General features: G+C 70.4%; 15 protein-coding genes. 8 read left to right on the top strand and 7 right to left on the bottom strand.

The window, feature by feature from the left end:
• The first annotated feature begins 26 nt into the window (after positions 1 to 26).
• The 5 genes from ACR4XJ_RS13590 (at position 27) to ACR4XJ_RS13570 (ending at position 7,183) form a co-directional block, all read left to right on the top strand.
• Positions 27 to 2,267, top strand: coding sequence for a S16 family serine protease (locus ACR4XJ_RS13590; protein WP_434755704.1), 2,241 nt, complete (start codon positions 27 to 29; stop codon positions 2,265 to 2,267).
• Positions 2,255 to 3,832: a sensor histidine kinase gene (locus tag ACR4XJ_RS13585; protein WP_434755703.1), complete on the top strand. Its 1,578-nt coding sequence runs from the start codon at positions 2,255 to 2,257 to the stop codon at positions 3,830 to 3,832. Before ACR4XJ_RS13590 ends, ACR4XJ_RS13585 begins: the two co-directional genes overlap by 13 nt.
• Positions 3,829 to 5,307, top strand: a complete 1,479-nt coding sequence (locus ACR4XJ_RS13580; protein WP_434755702.1) for a sigma-54-dependent transcriptional regulator — start codon at positions 3,829 to 3,831, stop codon at positions 5,305 to 5,307. Before ACR4XJ_RS13585 ends, ACR4XJ_RS13580 begins: the two co-directional genes overlap by 4 nt.
• A gap of 141 nt (positions 5,308 to 5,448) precedes the next feature.
• Entirely contained in the window at positions 5,449 to 6,444 is a 996-nt protein-coding gene (locus ACR4XJ_RS13575; protein WP_434755773.1) for an ABC transporter ATP-binding protein, read from the top strand.
• A gap of 244 nt (positions 6,445 to 6,688) precedes the next feature.
• On the top strand, positions 6,689 to 7,183 hold the full coding sequence (locus ACR4XJ_RS13570) for a hypothetical protein (protein ID WP_434755701.1): 495 nt from the start codon (positions 6,689 to 6,691) through the stop codon (positions 7,181 to 7,183).
• A gap of 128 nt (positions 7,184 to 7,311) precedes the next feature.
• Here ACR4XJ_RS13570 and ACR4XJ_RS13565 read toward each other — a convergent pair whose 3' ends face one another.
• Complete coding sequence (locus ACR4XJ_RS13565) at positions 7,312 to 8,220, bottom strand: ADP-ribosylglycohydrolase family protein (RefSeq protein ID WP_434755700.1); 909 nt, start codon at positions 8,218 to 8,220, stop codon at positions 7,312 to 7,314.
• Between the two features lie 734 nt (positions 8,221 to 8,954).
• Here ACR4XJ_RS13565 and ACR4XJ_RS13560 point away from each other — a divergent pair.
• Positions 8,955 to 9,659: a tRNA (mnm(5)s(2)U34)-methyltransferase gene (locus ACR4XJ_RS13560; RefSeq protein ID WP_434755699.1), complete on the top strand. Its 705-nt coding sequence runs from the start codon at positions 8,955 to 8,957 to the stop codon at positions 9,657 to 9,659.
• A gap of 89 nt (positions 9,660 to 9,748) precedes the next feature.
• Entirely contained in the window at positions 9,749 to 10,009 is a 261-nt protein-coding gene (locus ACR4XJ_RS13555) for a hypothetical protein (protein ID WP_434755698.1), read from the top strand.
• 48 nt (positions 10,010 to 10,057) lie between these two features.
• Here the strand turns inward: ACR4XJ_RS13555 and ACR4XJ_RS13550 are convergent, their stop codons facing one another.
• The 6 genes from ACR4XJ_RS13550 to ACR4XJ_RS13525 form a co-directional block, all read right to left on the bottom strand.
• Positions 10,058 to 10,516 (bottom strand): periplasmic heavy metal sensor, encoded by a 459-nt coding sequence (locus tag ACR4XJ_RS13550; protein ID WP_434755697.1) that lies wholly within the window; start codon positions 10,514 to 10,516, stop codon positions 10,058 to 10,060.
• Between the two features lie 195 nt (positions 10,517 to 10,711).
• The gene (locus ACR4XJ_RS13545) at positions 10,712 to 11,335 is read right to left on the bottom strand and encodes a tetratricopeptide repeat protein (protein ID WP_434755696.1); all 624 of its coding nucleotides are present in this window, start codon (positions 11,333 to 11,335) and stop codon (positions 10,712 to 10,714) included.
• Entirely contained in the window at positions 11,325 to 11,717 is a 393-nt protein-coding gene (locus ACR4XJ_RS13540; RefSeq protein ID WP_333505555.1) for a hypothetical protein, read from the bottom strand. The genes ACR4XJ_RS13545 and ACR4XJ_RS13540 overlap by 11 nt, the downstream gene beginning before the upstream one ends.
• A gap of 2 nt (positions 11,718 to 11,719) precedes the next feature.
• Complete coding sequence (locus tag ACR4XJ_RS13535) at positions 11,720 to 12,388, bottom strand: YkgJ family cysteine cluster protein (protein ID WP_434755695.1); 669 nt, start codon at positions 12,386 to 12,388, stop codon at positions 11,720 to 11,722.
• A gap of 413 nt (positions 12,389 to 12,801) precedes the next feature.
• On the bottom strand, positions 12,802 to 12,990 hold the full coding sequence (locus tag ACR4XJ_RS13530) for a ferredoxin (protein ID WP_007525515.1): 189 nt from the start codon (positions 12,988 to 12,990) through the stop codon (positions 12,802 to 12,804).
• A 213-nt stretch (positions 12,991 to 13,203) separates the two neighbouring features.
• Positions 13,204 to 14,676, bottom strand: a complete 1,473-nt coding sequence (locus tag ACR4XJ_RS13525) for a trypsin-like peptidase domain-containing protein (protein ID WP_434755694.1) — start codon at positions 14,674 to 14,676, stop codon at positions 13,204 to 13,206.
• Positions 14,677 to 14,864: 188 nt separating this feature from the next.
• Here ACR4XJ_RS13525 and cobT point away from each other — a divergent pair, with 188 nt between their 5' ends.
• Positions 14,865 to 15,944 (top strand): nicotinate-nucleotide--dimethylbenzimidazole phosphoribosyltransferase, encoded by a 1,080-nt coding sequence (cobT, locus tag ACR4XJ_RS13520; protein ID WP_434755693.1) that lies wholly within the window; start codon positions 14,865 to 14,867, stop codon positions 15,942 to 15,944.
• Positions 15,945 to 16,075 lie beyond the last annotated feature (131 nt).

Below are 16,075 nucleotides of genomic sequence, written 5' to 3'. Positions count from 1 at the left end.
CCCAGAGGGAATGCGAGGAGGCGCGCATGATCTTCTTTCGACGGCAGGGCGGGGACACCCCCCCGGAAGCGCCTGGCGCGGCGGGGCAGGGGGGCGGCCAATCGGGCCAGCCGGGCGTGGCGGACCCCACCGGCCTGCGCGCCCGGTGCGCGGCTGCGGACCTGCCCGACACGGTGCGCGGGACGCTGGAGGCGGAAATCGGCCGCATGGAAAAGACCGACGCGGCCGCGCCGGAGAACGCCATCGCCCTCAACTACGTGGAATGCCTGCTGGACCTGCCGTGGAACGCGCTGACCCGCGACAGCCTGGACCTTTCGCGCGCGGCGGCGGTGTTCGACGCCAGCCACGCGGGCCTCGGCCAGGTGCGCGAACGGGTGCTGGAACACCTGGCCGCGCGCGTGCTGTGCGCCACCCAGCCCGCCGCCGTGCTGGTGGTGGACGACGAGTCCATCGCCCGCGACAACGTGGCCCACGTGCTGGCGCGCGAAGGGTACGCCGTGGACACGGCGGCCAACGGCGAAGAGGCGTTGGCCCGTCTGGCGCACCGCCGGTACGACTGCATCGTCACCGACCTGAAGATGGACCGCATGGACGGCATGCAGTTGATGGAGGCGGCGCGGCGCGCGGCCCCGGACACGCGCATCGTGGTGGTGACCGGCTACGCCACGGTGGACACCGCCGTGCAGGCCCTGAAGACCGGCGCGGTGCAGTACCTGTCCAAGCCCATCGACATCGCGGAACTGCGCGCCACCGTGCGCGAGGCTTTGGCCGGGCGCGCGCAGGGCCTCTCGTCGCGCGCGCCGGTGCTGTGCTTCACCGGGCCGCCCGGCGTGGGCAAGACCTCGGTGGGGCGGGCCATGGCCGAAGCGCTGGGGCGGCGCTTCCACCGCATGTCCCTGGCCGACCTGCGCGACGAGGCGGAACTGCGCGGCCACCGGCGCACCTACGTGGGGGCCATGCCGGGGCGGATCATCCAGGCCCTGCGCGCCACGGGCGCGCGCAACCCGGTGTTCATGCTGGACGAGATCGACAAGGTAGGACAGGACGCCAAGGGCGACCCGGCCATGGCCCTGCTGGAAGTGCTGGACCCGGAGCAGAACGGCCGCTTCGTGGACCGCTATCTGGAAATCCCCTTCGACCTTTCGCAGGTGCTGTTCATCGCCACGGCCAACGGGGTGGAGCGGTTGCGCGGCCCCCTGCTGGACCGCATGGAGGTGGTGGAATTCCACGGCTACGCCGAGGCGGACAAGCTGGACATCGCCACCCGCTTCCTGCTGCCCCGCCAGTTGCGTGAGCACGGGCTGACCGCGCCCTATCCGCGGGTGAGCCGGTCTGCCCTTGCGCGGATCGTCAACGACTACACCAGCGAGGCGGGCGTGCGCGGTCTGGAGCGCGAACTGGCCCGGCTGTGCCGCAAGCTGGCCCGGCTGCGCCTGGACGCGGGCGGGCACGCGGGCGGGGGCATGGGCGCGGACACCCTGCCGCCGGACACGTTGCAGGTGGACACCTTGCAGGTGGACGAGGCCGTGGCCGCCGCCCTGCTGGGGCCGCCGCGCTACCGGCACGACGCGGCCCGCGGCGCGCCCCGCGTGGGCACGGCCACCGGGCTGGTGTGGTCCGAGGCGGGCGGCGAGATCGTGTTCGTGGAGGCGGCCCGCATGGCCGGTTCCGGCCAGCTCATCCTCACCGGCTCGCTGGGCGAGGTGTTGAAGGAGTCGGCGCGCATCGCGCTCAGCCACATCCGGGCCGAGGCGGAACATCTGGCGGAACAACTGGGCGTGCCCGGTCTGCCCGGACTGCCCGATTTGGCCGGTCGGGCGTCCGACGGCCAGTCTGGTCAGTCCGGCCACCCCGCGCAGGACATTCACATCCATATTCCCGCCGGGGGCATCGCCAAGGACGGCCCCTCGGCCGGGCTGACCATCTGCGTGGCGCTGGTCTCGCTGCTGTCGGGCCGTCCGGCGCGGGCCGACGTGGCCCTTTCCGGCGAATTGTCGCTGTCCGGCCGGGTGCTGCCGGTGAGCGGCGTGCGCGAAAAGCTGCTGGCCGCCGCGCGGGCCGGGGCGCGCACCGTGGTGCTGCCCGCCGCCAACGAGCCGGAGGCGCGCGGCCTGCTGGCGGAATTCGCCGCGCGCGGGTCCGGCGGGCTGCCGCAGGTGGCCTTTGCCGCGCGGGTGCAGGACGCGCTGGCCGTGGCCCTGCTGCCCGCCGCGACACTCGGCAAGGGGGACAGGGGAGAAGGGGGGGACGCGCCGTGCAGTTCCTGATCCGCCGCCTTGCGGAAGGCAACATCCGGCAACTGGTGCTGTTCGGCATCTCGGTGTCCATCCTGGGCTTCTCGCTGCTGGGCGGGCTGTCGTACAACTACCTGCTCCAGATCGAGGACGCCCTGGCCCTGGCCGAGGTGGTGGACGACCTGAGCAGCGACATCCTGGAAATCCGCCGCTACGAGAAGAACTACCTGCTCTACGCCATGGAGGAGGACCACGCCGAAAACTTGGTGTTCATCGGCCGGGCGCTGGAGGTCATCGAGCGCATCGAGCCCGGCGGCGGCGGGGTACAGGGCACCGACCTGCGGGGCAGCGATGGGCTGCGCGCCCTGCGCCGCGACCTGCACGGCTACCGCGACACCTTCAGCCGCCTGGGCGAGGTGCAGCTTGCCGGGCAGCAGCGCGAGCGCGAACGCGGGGCGCTGCGCGAGGATTTGCGCGAACAGGGCAAGGCGCTGGTGGCGCAGGCCCGCCAGATCGTCACCTACCAGCGCGAGCGCATCCTGGGTATCGTGGGCTCGCTGAAGCACCAGCTGCTGCTGTCCATCGGGGCCATGGTGGGGCTGGCGGCGTTCTTCTCGTGGCTCATCGGGCGGCGCATCCTGGGGGCGCTGTCGGTCATCGAGCGCTCGGCCCGGCAGATCGTGCGGGGCAGCCTGGAACGGCTGCCCCTGCCCGCCACCAGCGACGAGACGCGCGGCGTGGTGGAGGCGTTCAACCACATGCTGGTGGAGCTGGAGCACCGCCAGAACCAGCTGGTGCAGGAAAAGAAGCTGGCCTCGCTGGGGGTGCTGACCTCGGGCATCGCGCATCAGCTGAACAACCCGCTGAACAACATCTCCACCTCGTGCCAGATCCTGTGCGAGGAGTTGCGGCATGCCGGGGGCGGAGAAGCGCCGGACCTCGACCCGGCCCTTGCCGGGCGCATGCTGGAGAACATCCATCAGGAAGTGCGCCGCTCGCGCGATATCGTGAAGGGGCTGCTGGAATTCTCGCGCGAGACGGAGTTCTCGCTGAAGCCCGTGGCCCTGCGCGACGTGGTGGGCCGCAGCGTGGCGCTGGTGGCCAGCGAGGTGCCCGCGTCCATCGCCATCGACGCCGACGTGCCCGGCGACATCGTGCTGCCGCTGGACGTGCAGCGGTTTCAGGAAGTGCTGCTGAACCTGCTCATAAACGCCATTCAGGCCGTGCAGGCCACGCAGGAGCGGGACGGCGACGCGCCCGATGGGGGCACGCCAGTCGGGGGCACGCCGGACGGGGCCGTCCCCCGCGCCGGGGCCATCACCATCACCGCCGAGCGCGACATGGCGGCGCGCCAGGTGGTGCTGCGCGTGGCCGACACGGGCATCGGCATCGGTCCGGAGCACCTTGGCCGCATCTTCGACCCGTTCTTTACCTTGAAGGACGTGGGCAAGGGCACCGGCCTCGGGCTGTCCGTGGCCTTCGGCATCATCCGCAAGCACGGCGGCACCATCGGGGTGGAGAGCACCCCCGGCGCGGGCGCGTGCTTCACCATCCGGCTGCCGCTGGGCGCGCCGGAACCCACGGGAGACGCGGCATGAACGACGCACCCGGACGGACCACGGGAGCCGTCCCCCCCGTCCCGCAACCCCATTCGCCCCAATCACCGGACACCCCCGGCCCGGCCCGCATTCTGGTGGTGGACGACGAGGCCATCGCCCGCGACAATCTGGCCCTGGTCCTGGGACGGCAGGGGCACGAGACCCTCACCGCCGCCAGCGGCGTGGAAGCGCTGCAACTGCTGGCCGGGGCGGACTTCGACCTCGTGCTCACCGACCTGATGATGCAGGGCATGGACGGGCTGGACCTGCTGCGCGCCGTGCGGCTGCGCCACCCGGACACCGAGGTGGTGGTGGTCACCGGGTATCCCACGGTGAAGACGGCGGTGGAGGCCATGCACGCCGGGGCCTACCACTACCTGTCCAAGCCCTACGACCTGGACGAGGCGCGGGCGCTGGTGCAGAAGGCGCTGGAAAAGCGCCGCCTGAAGCAGGAGGTGGCCCGCCTGCGCGAACAGCTGCGCGAACGGTCGCTGCCCGTGCCCCTGCTGGGGGCCGCGCCGTGCATGCAGGCGCTGAAGCGCACCATCGCGCAGGTGGCCCCGTCGGACGTCACCGTGCTGATCCTGGGCGAGACGGGCACCGGCAAGGAACTGGCCGCGCGCATGGTGCACCTGTTCAGCCGCCGGTCCGAGGCGCGCTTTCTGGCCATCAACTGTGGGGCGTTCAACGAGGAATTGCTGGAAAGCGAGCTGTTCGGCCACGAGCAGGGGGCGTTTTCCGGCGCGGTGCGCCAGCGCAAGGGGTTGTTCGAGGCGGCGGAAGGCGGCACGCTGTTCCTCGACGAGGTGGGCGAGATGTCGCTGCCCATGCAGGTCAAGCTGCTGCGCGCGGTGCAGGAACGCACCATCCGCCGGGTGGGCGGCACCGCCGACATCCCCGTGGACGTGCGGCTGGTGGCCGCCACCAACAAGGACCTGGCGGCGGAGGCGGCGGCCGGGCGCTTCCGGCACGACCTGTACTACCGCCTGAACGTGGTGGTGCTGCGCATGCCCCCGCTGGCCGAGCGCATGGAGGACGTGCCCCTGCTGGCCCAGTACTTCGCGGAAAAGGCCGCGCGCGACACGGGCAGGCCCGCCCCGCACATGGCGCAGGAAACGCTGGCCGTGCTGGCCCGCTACCCCTTTCCGGGCAACGTGCGCGAGTTGCAGAACATCGTCGAGCGGGCCGCCGTGCTCCGCGCGGGCGACACCATCACCCCGGCGGACCTGCCGCCCGACCTGCGGGCGCTGGCGGACGGGCTTGCGGGAAAGGGCAGCCCCCCGCTGGTGCTGCGCGCGGACGGGGCCGGGGAAGGCATGACGCCCGACGGCCGCCCCATGACCCTGGACGAGAACGAACGGGCGCACATCGAATGGGTGCTGGAACTGGCGGGCGGCAACCGGACGCAGGCCGCGAAGGTGCTGGACATCGACCGCGCCTCGCTGTGGCGCAAGCTGAAACGGTACGGACTGTAACGGCGCGGGCGGCGACTGGCGGGAGCTGGCGTGAACGGGCGGGAACCGTCTGGACGCGCCACCCCGCCCCGTGCCATTCTCGCGGCGGCCCGGCATGTGTCCGGCGCGCCGCCTCATTTCGAGACAACAGGAGAATCCGCCATCGCACCGCTTCTGGAACTGCGCGGCCTTGGCCGCCACTTCACCGTGCGCCGGGGCATGTTCGACCCCACGCCCGCCGTGCTGCGCGCCGTGGACGGCGTGTCGCTGACCCTGGACCGGGGCCGCACCTTGGGCCTGGTGGGCGAAAGCGGCTGCGGCAAGTCCACCCTGGCCCGCATGGTGGTGGGCCTGCTGCCCCCCAGCACGGGGCAGGTGCTGCTGGACGGGCGGTTGTTTGCCGGAACGGATACTGGCGCAGGCAAGGACGCGGCCACGCCCGCCATTTCGCGCGCCGAGGCCGCGCAACTGGTGCAGATGGTCTTTCAGGACCCCTTCTCGTCGCTGAACCCGCGCCGCACCGTGGGGGCCTCCATCGGCGAGGCGCTGGCCGTGGCCGGGGCATCCGGCGCACAGCGGCGCGGGCAGGTGGCGGACATGCTGCAACTGGTGGGCCTGCGGCCGGAACACGCCGACCGCTACCCGCACGAGTTTTCCGGCGGCCAGCGCCAGCGCGTGGCCGTGGCCCGCGCCCTGATCACCCACCCGGCGCTAGTGGTGTGCGACGAGCCGGTGTCCTCGCTGGACGCCTCGGTGCAGGCGCAGGTGCTGAACCTGCTGCGCGACCTTCAGGAACGCATGGGCCTGGCCTACCTGTTCATTTCGCACGACCTCGGCGTGGTGGGCCACATGAGCGACCACGTGGCCGTGATGTACCTTGGCAAGGTGGTGGAAGAGGCCCCGCGCGACGTGCTGTTCGCCGCGCCCGCCCACCCGTACACCCGCGCCCTGCTGGCCTCGGTGCCCGTGCGCGACCCGGCCCGGCGCAGCGAGCATCCGGCCCTGTCCGGCGACCTGCCCAGCCCCATCGCCCCGCCGCCCGGCTGCCCCTTCCACCCGCGCTGTCCGCAGGTCATGGACGTGTGCCGCCGCGTCGCGCCCGGCTGGCATCCGGTGGCCGAGGGGCAGCATGCCCGCTGCCATCTTCATGCCCCCTGATTCCGCGAAACGGTGAGCAGCGGGCAGCAGCCCCGCGTGTACCGGCTTTTTCCACACAGCTTGTGAAAAAACGTACTTGACGGGCGGCCCTGCCGTCACCATAGTGCGGGTGCCCCGCCGCGCGCCGCGCCAGGACGCGATTCCGTGCGGCCCCGTGCGGTCCCGTGCGGTTAGGGGCCATCGAAGACCACGAACCCCGGCCCCGGCCTTTCCCGGCGGCGGGGGAAGACGCCAAGGAGTGTCCATGTCCACGGAATTCGTCAACGCCATCAACGCCGTCAGCGAAGTGCTGATGTTCGAGAACTGGCTGCGCTTCTATTTCATCACCGAGGAAGGGGACAAGCTGTTCATCCGCGTGCCGGAAACGGCGGAAACGCGCATCCGCGAGGAATATCCCCACCTGTTCGGCCTGCTGGAACTGCTGAACGGCAAGGAGATCACCTACGAGACCTCGCGCGACGCGGTGTGCAGCTTCGTGGCCTCGGACGTGGACGGTTCGCGGATGAAGGCGGGCAGTTCGGAAAAGGTCTTCGACAGCAGCCTGTTCCAGTTCGAGATGCAGTTGTTCAACATCTGGGTGCAATCGCACGAGGAACAGCTGGACAAGAACTTCATGGACCTGCGCAAGTGGCAGGAACTGTTCGCGGAATGGAAGCGCTCGGACAAGGTCAAGGAATACATGGCCGAACTGAAGGACGCCTCCACCCGCACCGTGCCCGATTGCGATTCCGTGCAGTAGGGCGCCGTTCTCTCGCCATCGCGGCGAGAGGCAGGCACGCGAGAGGCAGGCACGCAATGACAACGGGGAGGATGCCCACGGCATCCTCCCCGTTTCTTGTCGATGGTCTGACGCGCACGGGCGTGCCGTTACACCCCCAGCGAGTCCAGCGCGGCTTCGATGTCTGGGCGGGCGGCCAGCGGGGCCAGCCAGCGTTCGGGCATCCAGCCAAGGCCGTGCCGCGCGCCGAAAAGCATGCCGATGGCCAGGCCGCGCGCGCACGAATCGCCCCCGGCCATGACGTTCTCCACGAGCCCGGTTTCCGGGTCGGCCTCGTGCTTGAGGACCGTGTGCACCACCCCCAGGAAGGCCCCCTGCATGCCGCACGACTGCCCGAAGCGGGCGATGGCGGCGGGGGTGTCTTCCGTCAGGGCCATGTCGGCGAAGGCCAGCCAGTCTTCGGCGGGCAGGGCCGCGTAGCGGGCCGCGGCGGCGTGGTCCAGGGCTCCGCGCATGTCCGCCCCGCCCAGCAGGGCGGCGGCGGCGCGGGCCATGAATTCCGCGCCGTCGGCGATGACCGGGCTGCCGTGGGTCATCAGGGTCTGGGCGCGCGCGGCATTGACCAGCCCTTCCTCGTTGTTACCGAGAACGGCCAGCAGCGGGGCCATGCGGGCCGCCCCGGCAAAGTCGTTGGTGGCGGCCCCGGTCTGTTCGGGCGCGCGGCCCGCGGCGAAGTTGGCCAGGGCCTCGCGGCTGGCCTTGTCCATGTACCCGGCGTAGCCGCCTTCCATGACGCCGCGCCAGCGCGCGGCGAAATCGGCCAGGTCGAACCCGCCCTTGCCCGCCACCGAGCGGAGCAGCAGCAGGGTCTGGTCGCCGTAGTGCGACTGGGCGCCCGCGCCCTTGCCGGAATGGTAGTCGTTGAGGGCGGGCGGCAGCAGGTCCGTCACCCGGCCCAACTGGCGCGCGATGCGCGCCTGATCGTATTCCCAGTGCGCCCCCAGCGACAGCGAATCCGCCGCCAGCGACGCCAGAATGGCGCTGCGTATCCTGCTCATGCTGCACCTCGTGCGGGTTGCGGCCCGCGGCGGCGGGCCGGTGAGCGACACCTTTTTCCAGTATACGACAGGACGCGCGCCGGGGCCAGTGGCGGCGGGCAACCGCGACGGCGCGGGGCCGGAAACGCGAAACGCACGGGGTGACCGTGCGTTTCGTGGCCCGCGAGGGATGGCGGGTCGGTCCGTTTCCATGTGCGGGGATGAGGAGGGGCCGGGGAGGCCCTTGCGGGCCTCCCCGGTGCCGGAAACCGCTCGCCCGGTTTGCCGGCGGGGGCAGAGGGGGGTCAGCTAGCTGAAGCTGACGGGGGAGGTGTCCAGGATGGACGGGGATGCCGGGGATATGCGCTGCGCTTCCCGCCAGAGGGCCGCCAGGGCCACGACGGCTTCCCTGTCTTCTTCGGGAAGGGCACCGATAAGGGCATCCAGGTGAGGAGGGGTTGCCGCTTCGCTGCGGCAAGTTTCGGGAGTGTGCATGTCTTCTGCGGCTCCTTGTTCCGTTACGCCACAAGGTTAGCAGGGACCGTGCCAAACATGCTTGTCCTGTTTGCCCGGCATGTTGGGTCGTTTTTCCGGATGGCGGGGCCGCGCCGGACGTGCAAACGGCGGCACAGAGTCCGTGCAGCATGTTGCACATGTGCACAAGTTCATGCCCGGCGTGCGCCCGCGTGCGCGTCTGCGTCCCGTGTGCTTGTCGTGAGGGGGGCGTGTGGCGTACCACGGTGCCGGAGGTGAGCATGTCCCGTTCCGGACCCGATGATGCCGCCCTGCCCGCCCTGCGCGACCTGTCGCGGCAGGCCGTGGCCCATGCCCTGGTCCGTGCCCAGACCCACGCCCAGCCCCGTGCCGTATCCGGGGGCGCGGAAAACGGCGAGCCCTGGCCCGTGGCCGTGGACGGCACGGCGGGCAACGGCCATGATACGCTGTTCCTGGCCCGGCTGGTGGGCGCGCGCGGGGTGGTGCACGCCTTCGACGTGCAGCCCGGAGCGCTGGCCCGTACGGCGGAACGCCTGGCGGCGGCGGGGCTGGACGGGCGGGTGACGCTGCATGGCCGGGGGCACGAGGAATTGGCGGCGGCGCTGGCCGCGCCACTGGTCATGCCACTGGCCGGGCCTGACACCGGGGGCGTGTGCCCGCTCCGCGTCACGGCGGCCATGTTCAATCTGGGCTTCCTGCCCGGCAGCGACCGCCGCGTGACCACCCGGCCGGACACCACCCTGGCCGCGCTGGACGGGCTGCTGCCGCTGCTGGCGGCGGGCGGGGTCGTCTCGCTGCACGTCTACGCCGGGCACCCCGGCGGCGCGGACGAGGCTGCCGCGCTGGACCAGCGCCTTGCCGGGCTGGACTGGGACCGGTGGCGGGTGGCACGGTACGAATTCGCCAACAAGCCCCGCAACCCGGAACGGCTGCTGCTGGTGTATCGGCTGCCGGACCGGGCATAGCCTTCCGCCACCCGAAAACCACGCCGCCCGCGCCGTCCATGCCATCTGGAGCGCGGCGGCCACGAGCATACCCCCACGAGCATACTGCCATGACCACCAATTCCACGCCCACCGGCGACGCTTCCGTGTTCCCCGACCCTTCCGACGACGACCTGTGGACGGCCGTGCGCGCCGACATGGAACGCCGCTTTCCCGGCCGCTATGAAGAAGCGGCCGTGCGCCGCGCCTTCGAGGCGGTGTGCGCGGGTGAGAGCGACTACCTGCCCCTGCGCGCCCTGCTCAAGAAGGTGCGCATGGCCTGCATGTGGACCCGCCCCAGCCTGGATGGCCGGGCCGAAGGCGCGGAGTAGCGGGAAGAACCCTTCCGGCGTTTCCTTTCCGCTCCCGCGCCGGCCGGATCAGGGCAGCAGGGGATGGCGGAACAGCGGGTGCGCGGCGTGACGCTCCAGCAGCCCGGCCAGCCTGGCCCGCTGCTCCGGCGAAAGCCCGGCGTGGAAGGCCATGAATTCGTCGCGCACGTGGGCGTAGGCCTGCTCGGCCAGTTGGCGCTTGTCCGCGAACAGTTCGTCCAGCGCCGTTGCATCCACCGCCCCGTCGCGGATGGCCGCGTGCAGGCGCTGGCGCAACGCCGCGTTGTGGCGGCGCAGTTCGTCCACCTTGCGTTCGTGGGCGTCCAGGCTGCGGGCCAGCCGCCGCGCCTCGTCCGGCGAAAGCTCCAGTTCGCGGGCCACCTTGCGCGCCACGCGCCGCATGTCCACCCCCGCCAGCCGCGCGGCGATGCGCCGCCTGTTGTACCACAGCACACAGAGCACGGTGGCCTTGACCGCCCCCACCCCCACGGCGAATTCCCAACTCATGCGGTGTCTCCGGATATGTTCGTGGGGGCGCCGCCCCTCGGGCTGCCCCGGCCGCTCCCGCCGGGGTGGCGTCCGCCATGGGGTTCAGTCGTGCCCGGTCATGTCCATCCGGCATGCACGAAAAAGGGGGAAGGGCCAAGGCCCTTCCCCCGACGTTGCGGTCTGCTCTTCCTTTTTTCGCCCTTTACCGAAGGGCTAGCGGTACTGCTCAAGATCCTTGAGGAACTCCGGCCGCACCTCGAACCCGCAGGCCACGGCCTGGTCGGCGAACTGCACGGCCTGGGCGAACTCGCCCCGCTCGAAGTGGGCCAGGGCCAGGTTGTTGTAGGCCGGGCCGAAGCCGGGTTCGCGCTTGATGGCCTCGCGGCTGATGGTGATGGAGGCCTCGTAGTCGCCCTGCATGTAATAGGCGGCGCCCATGGTGGCCATGGCCTGGATGAAGTTGGGATCCCACTTCAGGGCCTTCTTCAGGGCCTTGATGGCCTCTTCCGGCTCGCCGCGCTGCAGGTGCACGAAGCCGATGTTGCTCCACGGCACCGGGAACTTGGCGCGGCACTGGGCCGCCTCCTCGTTGTAGCGCAGGCAGCCGTCCAGGTCGCCGCGTTGCAGGCAGATGCCGCCCAACTGCACGTAGGCTTCGGCCAGGCGGGGCGAGTTGCGCACCGCGCTCAGGAACGATTCCTCCGCCGCCACGAAGTCGCGCTTGTGCAGCAGGGCCACGCCAAGGTTGTAGTGATGGTTGGCGCAGTTCTCGCTCTTTTCTATCTCGGCCCGCAGGTCGGCGATGTACTCGTCAATGTCATCGTACTTATCCTTCATCGACGTGACCCTCCTTGATCAGAATATTGTAGTACCACACGCAGAAATCGAACACGCCGCGGTACTTTTCGTCCTTGTTGACGATGCCGAGGGCGGTTTCCAGCGCGCCACGGCCGTATTCGTTGGTGTAGTCCTTCTTGCTGGCGGTCTGCAGAAATTCGCGCACGAGCTGCTGGGTGGTGCGCTTGGTGATGTCCTGGCGCGTGTCCAGGGGGTCGTTGGGCTTCTGGAAGGGGTCCCAGTTCTCGTAGCCGATGCGCTCCACGTACTTGCGCCGCCGGGGGGACATGGCGTCCCAGATGGCGCGCTTCTGGACCTCTTCTTCCGGCGTCAGTTCCCGCGTGGTGCTGTCGCGGAACATGGAGCCCGAGATGTTGACCATGCTCAGTCCTCCTTCCTCGCCGGGCCGACGCCGAGATAGGCGTTGTCGTACCTGGTGATCAGCGCCATGGACACGGGCACGTACACCTGGTCCAGTTCGCGGTAGCGCGACTGCACGGCCACCAGGATTTCGTGGCTGAGGCCCGCCAGCCGTTCGTGGATCTTGTCCAGGGCCACGGTGGGATAGCGCCCGCCGGGGGCGAAGCCGGTGCGGCCGCAGGTGTGGGCCACGCCGCCGATGGCGGTGGGAATGCCGTACAGGCGGCAGGTGATGGGCCGGTGGGCGTACATGACGCAGGTGTCGTCGTCGCCCAGCAGGGGACAGCGGATGCGCTCGCGCGCCACCTCGGCCAGCAGTTCGGCCGAATCGCGTCCGGCCAGCGATTCCTTGTACAGGCGGCGCTTCAGGCGCACGGCGTGGCGGTCGGCCGCGTCGGCCCGCTCGAGGATGGCGGAGCGCTCCGCCCCGAAGCCGAAGGCTTTGGCAAAGCGCTGGTTCAGGTACATGGCCTCCACAAGGCCAAGGTCGAACAGGGCGTGGCAGCAGTCGCTACAGCCAAGGCCGCAGGTCACGCAGTCGGCGTGCTGCGAACGCACGCGCTCGAACAGCGCGTCGGCTTCCGCCACCAGCTTTTCATATTTGGCGAAGATTTCCGTCAGGTCCACGGTCATCCATTCTGCTCCTTGGGGGCCGCGCGGACGCGGCCGTCATGCGAAGGCCCGACAGGTTGGCGTATCGGGCGCCTGGCGGTCTCGGTCGTTCTGAGGCCGGAATGCACATCCCAAGGTTGCCGCCGCGCCGTGGGGACGGGTCCAGGCAGGCCAGACGGGCAGGGCTGACCGGGCGAAGGGTCGCGCGGCTCCCGCGCGGGCGTGCGGATGTGCGGGAATTCGCGGTGCGGGCGGGCGGCACGCCACGGGAAGGCAACCCCCGTTTCCGTTGTGGCGCGGGGCGTGGCGCGGCCGCGTGAACACCTGCCCCTGCAACCGTGCCCCTGCACCGGGCCCTTGATGCGGCAAATGCCGCCGGACGGCGCAAACGTCGTCCGGCGGCATGACGTGCAGCAAATCCGGAAAGGCGGCGATTAGTTCTCTTCGACGGTGATCGCGCCGGCTTCGCAGACTTCCACGCAGGATTCACAGCCCAGGCATTCTTCCTCGTTCACGGGAACAGCCTTGCCATCCTGCAGTTCGTAAACTTCGACGGGGCACACGTCCACGCATTCGCCGTCGCCGGTACACTTATCGGTGTCAACAGTAACAGTCCAACCCATGTCATCCTCCAGGCGTGTTTTTCGGCCGACGACGTAGTCGGCTCTTTGGGAACAATTCCCTGTCGTGATTGCGAAAAAACCGCGTCACCACAGGGTTTGACGGCTTACCATCGAAATTGCAGATAGCTGGCGTCAACCGGGGTGTCAAGCGCTGACGCAAATTCTCATGATTGCGGGGCGCGGGGGCCGCAGCGCCACCGGATGCACTGCCGTCTAAACGGCCAGCGACACATAGTACCCCTTGCCGCCGCGCTGGATGAGCAGGGTCACCTTGCCCGCCAGCCGGTGCCGGGCGAACGCCTGGGCGAAGTCGCGGGTATTGGTCACGCGCACCCCGCCCACCTGGCGCACCACGTCGCCGGGTGACAGCCCCAGCCGGGCGGCCGGGCTGTTGGGGAGAACGGCGTTGATGCGCACGCCGCTTCCCTGCGCCTCCTGCACGCGCAGGCCCCAGCGCCGCTCGGCCAAGCGTTCCGCCGTCTCCTGCGTGAACACGGCCGGGGTCATGCGCAGGGTGGCCGTCCTGCCTTCGCGCAGTATGCCCACCTCCAGCGTGTCGCGGTGGGTGTAGTTGCGCAGCAGCATGATGTAGGCGTCCTTGTCTTCTATGGGGTTGCCGTTGATGGACACCAGCACGTCGCCGGAGCGCAGCCCCGCTTTCGCCGCCGGGGTGTCCTGCTGCACCTCGGTCACCAGCATGCCGGACACGCGCTTCAGCCCCAGCCACGCCGCCGTGCGCTGGTCGATGTCCTGCCCCAGCACGCCCAGCCACACCGGGTCCACCCGGCCCTGGCCCAGCAGTTCCTCGACCACGCGGCGGGCCTTGTCCACGGGGATGGCGAAGCCGATGCCCTCGCCCTTGGCGTAGACCGCCGTGTTGATGCCGATGAGCTCGCCCATGATGTTCAGCAGCGGGCCGCCGCTGTTGCCGGGGTTGATGGCCGTGTCGGTCTGGATGAGGTCGGTGATCATGCCCTGTTCCACCTTGATGGACCGGCCAAGGGCCGACACCACCCCGGTGGTCACGGTGTGCGCGAAGCCGAAGGGGTTGCCGATGGCGATGACCGTCTCGCCGGGCATGAGGTCGGACGAGGTGGCCATCTTCACGGCGGGCAGGTTCTGCGCGCCGGGCACGCGCAGCACGGCGATGTCGAAGTCGGTGTCCGAGCCCAGCAGTTCGGCGTCCAGCGAACGGCCATCCAGCAGGTGCACGGCGATGCCCGTGGCCCCGGCGATGACGTGGGCGTTGGTGAGCACGATGCCGGGGTGTCCGCCGTCCGGGTTGATGATCACCCCGGACCCCAGGCTGCGCCGGGTCTGGCGCTGGGTGGGCAGGCCGGGGAACATTTCCCGCGCGGCCTCGTCGTCCATCAGGCCGGGGAAGGGGTTGAAGTTGCGCTCCACCACCCGTGCGGTGGTGATGTTGACCACGGCGGGGGCCACGGCGTTGACCGCGCGCACCACCGGGGTGAGGCGCGGGCTGTTGTCCGGGATGCCGGGGGGCAGGCCGGGCGCGCGCGGCGTGGGCACGGTGATGGCCGGACGGCCCGGCTGTGAGGACACCGGCTGGTCGGCCGCCAGCGGGGCCGGAAACGCCACGGACGCGGCGGTCAGGGCGATGGTGGCGAGGGCGAGGACCGCGCCTTTGGCGGTGCGGCCGCGCAGCATGTCATGGATGGACATCATGGGTGCTCCCCGTGGGATGTGCGGTTTTCGCACGCATCACTATGCGGCCTGCGGCGGTCATCGGCAAGGGGCAGGGGCAGAGAGGCGAGGCGGAGCCGTCCGCGCCCTCCACCCCGGCTTGCCTTGCCCGGCCCACGGCGCTACCGTGCGCCGGTTCCCGTTCCACACCGACACCTCCGGGGGTTCCCATGCCGTCCATCTCGCCGCGCCTTCTCGACCTCATCGCCGCCATCGACCCCGTGGACCACGGCCACGACCCGGCCGGGCAGGCGCATCTGGACAACCTCACCAAGCCGCGCGGCAGCCTGGGCCGCCTGGAAGAACTGGCCCTGCAACTGCACCGCATCCAGGGCGGCGCGCGCCCCCTGGCCGCCGACCCCGCGCGCATCTTCACCATCGCGGGCGACCATGGCGTGGCCGCAGAGGGCGTCTCGCTGTTTCCGCAGGAAGTGACCCGCCAGATGGTGCTCAATTTCCTGAACGGCGGCGCGGGCATCAACGTGCTGTGCGCCACCGCGGGCATCGACCTGCGCGTGGTGGACGCCGGATGTCTGGGCGACGACTTCGAGCCGCATCCGCAGCTCGTCCGCCGCAAGGTGGCCCCCGGCACCGCCAACATGACCCACGGCCCGGCCATGACCCGCGAACAGTGCGAGGCCGCCCTGCTGCTGGGCGCGGACCTTGCCGCGCAGGCCGCCGCCGACGGCTGCCGCTGCGTGGGCACCGGCGACATGGGCATCGCCAACACCACGCCCTCCACCGCCCTGTACTGCGCCTATCTGGGCCTTGACCCCGAGGCCGTCACCGGCCCCGGCACCGGTCTGGACGCCCACGGCGTGGCCCGCAAGGCGCAGGTCATCCGCGCCGCCCTGGCCGCCAACCGCCAGGCCATCGCCACCGGCGGCCCCGTGGACATTCTGGCCGCCGTGGGGGGGCTTGAAATCGCCGCCCTGGCGGGCCTCATCCTGGGCGCGGCCCGCCACCGGCTGGTGGCCGTCATCGACGGGTTCATCTCCACCGCCGCCTACACCGCCGCCTGGAAGATCGCCCCCGCCGTGGCCGGGTACTGCGTGTTCAGCCACGCCTCCGCCGAACAGGGCCACGCGGCCATCCTGCGCACGCTGGACATCCGCCCCCTGCTCGACCTCGGCCTGCGCCTCGGCGAAGGCACCGGCGGCGCGCTGTCCATCTTCCTGCTGCGCAGCGCCGCCGACATCTTCGAGAAGATGGCCACCTTCGGCGACGCCGGGGTGGATGCCGGGAAGTAGGGGGAGAGAAGATATTTGATAAAAGCGAACCGGGGGAAGGGACCTTTTGAAAAAAGTCCCTTCCCCCGGACCCCCATCCCCCAAAACTTTTTGTATGGGGGTGGGGAGGAGAGCAACACCGTTTGGTTTTT

The organism is Nitratidesulfovibrio sp. D1 (assembly GCF_051133415.1).
Taxonomy (GTDB): domain Bacteria; phylum Desulfobacterota; class Desulfovibrionia; order Desulfovibrionales; family Desulfovibrionaceae; genus Cupidesulfovibrio.
Note: the sequence above shows the minus strand (reverse complement) of the source record. Positions and strands in the feature narration are given on the sequence as shown.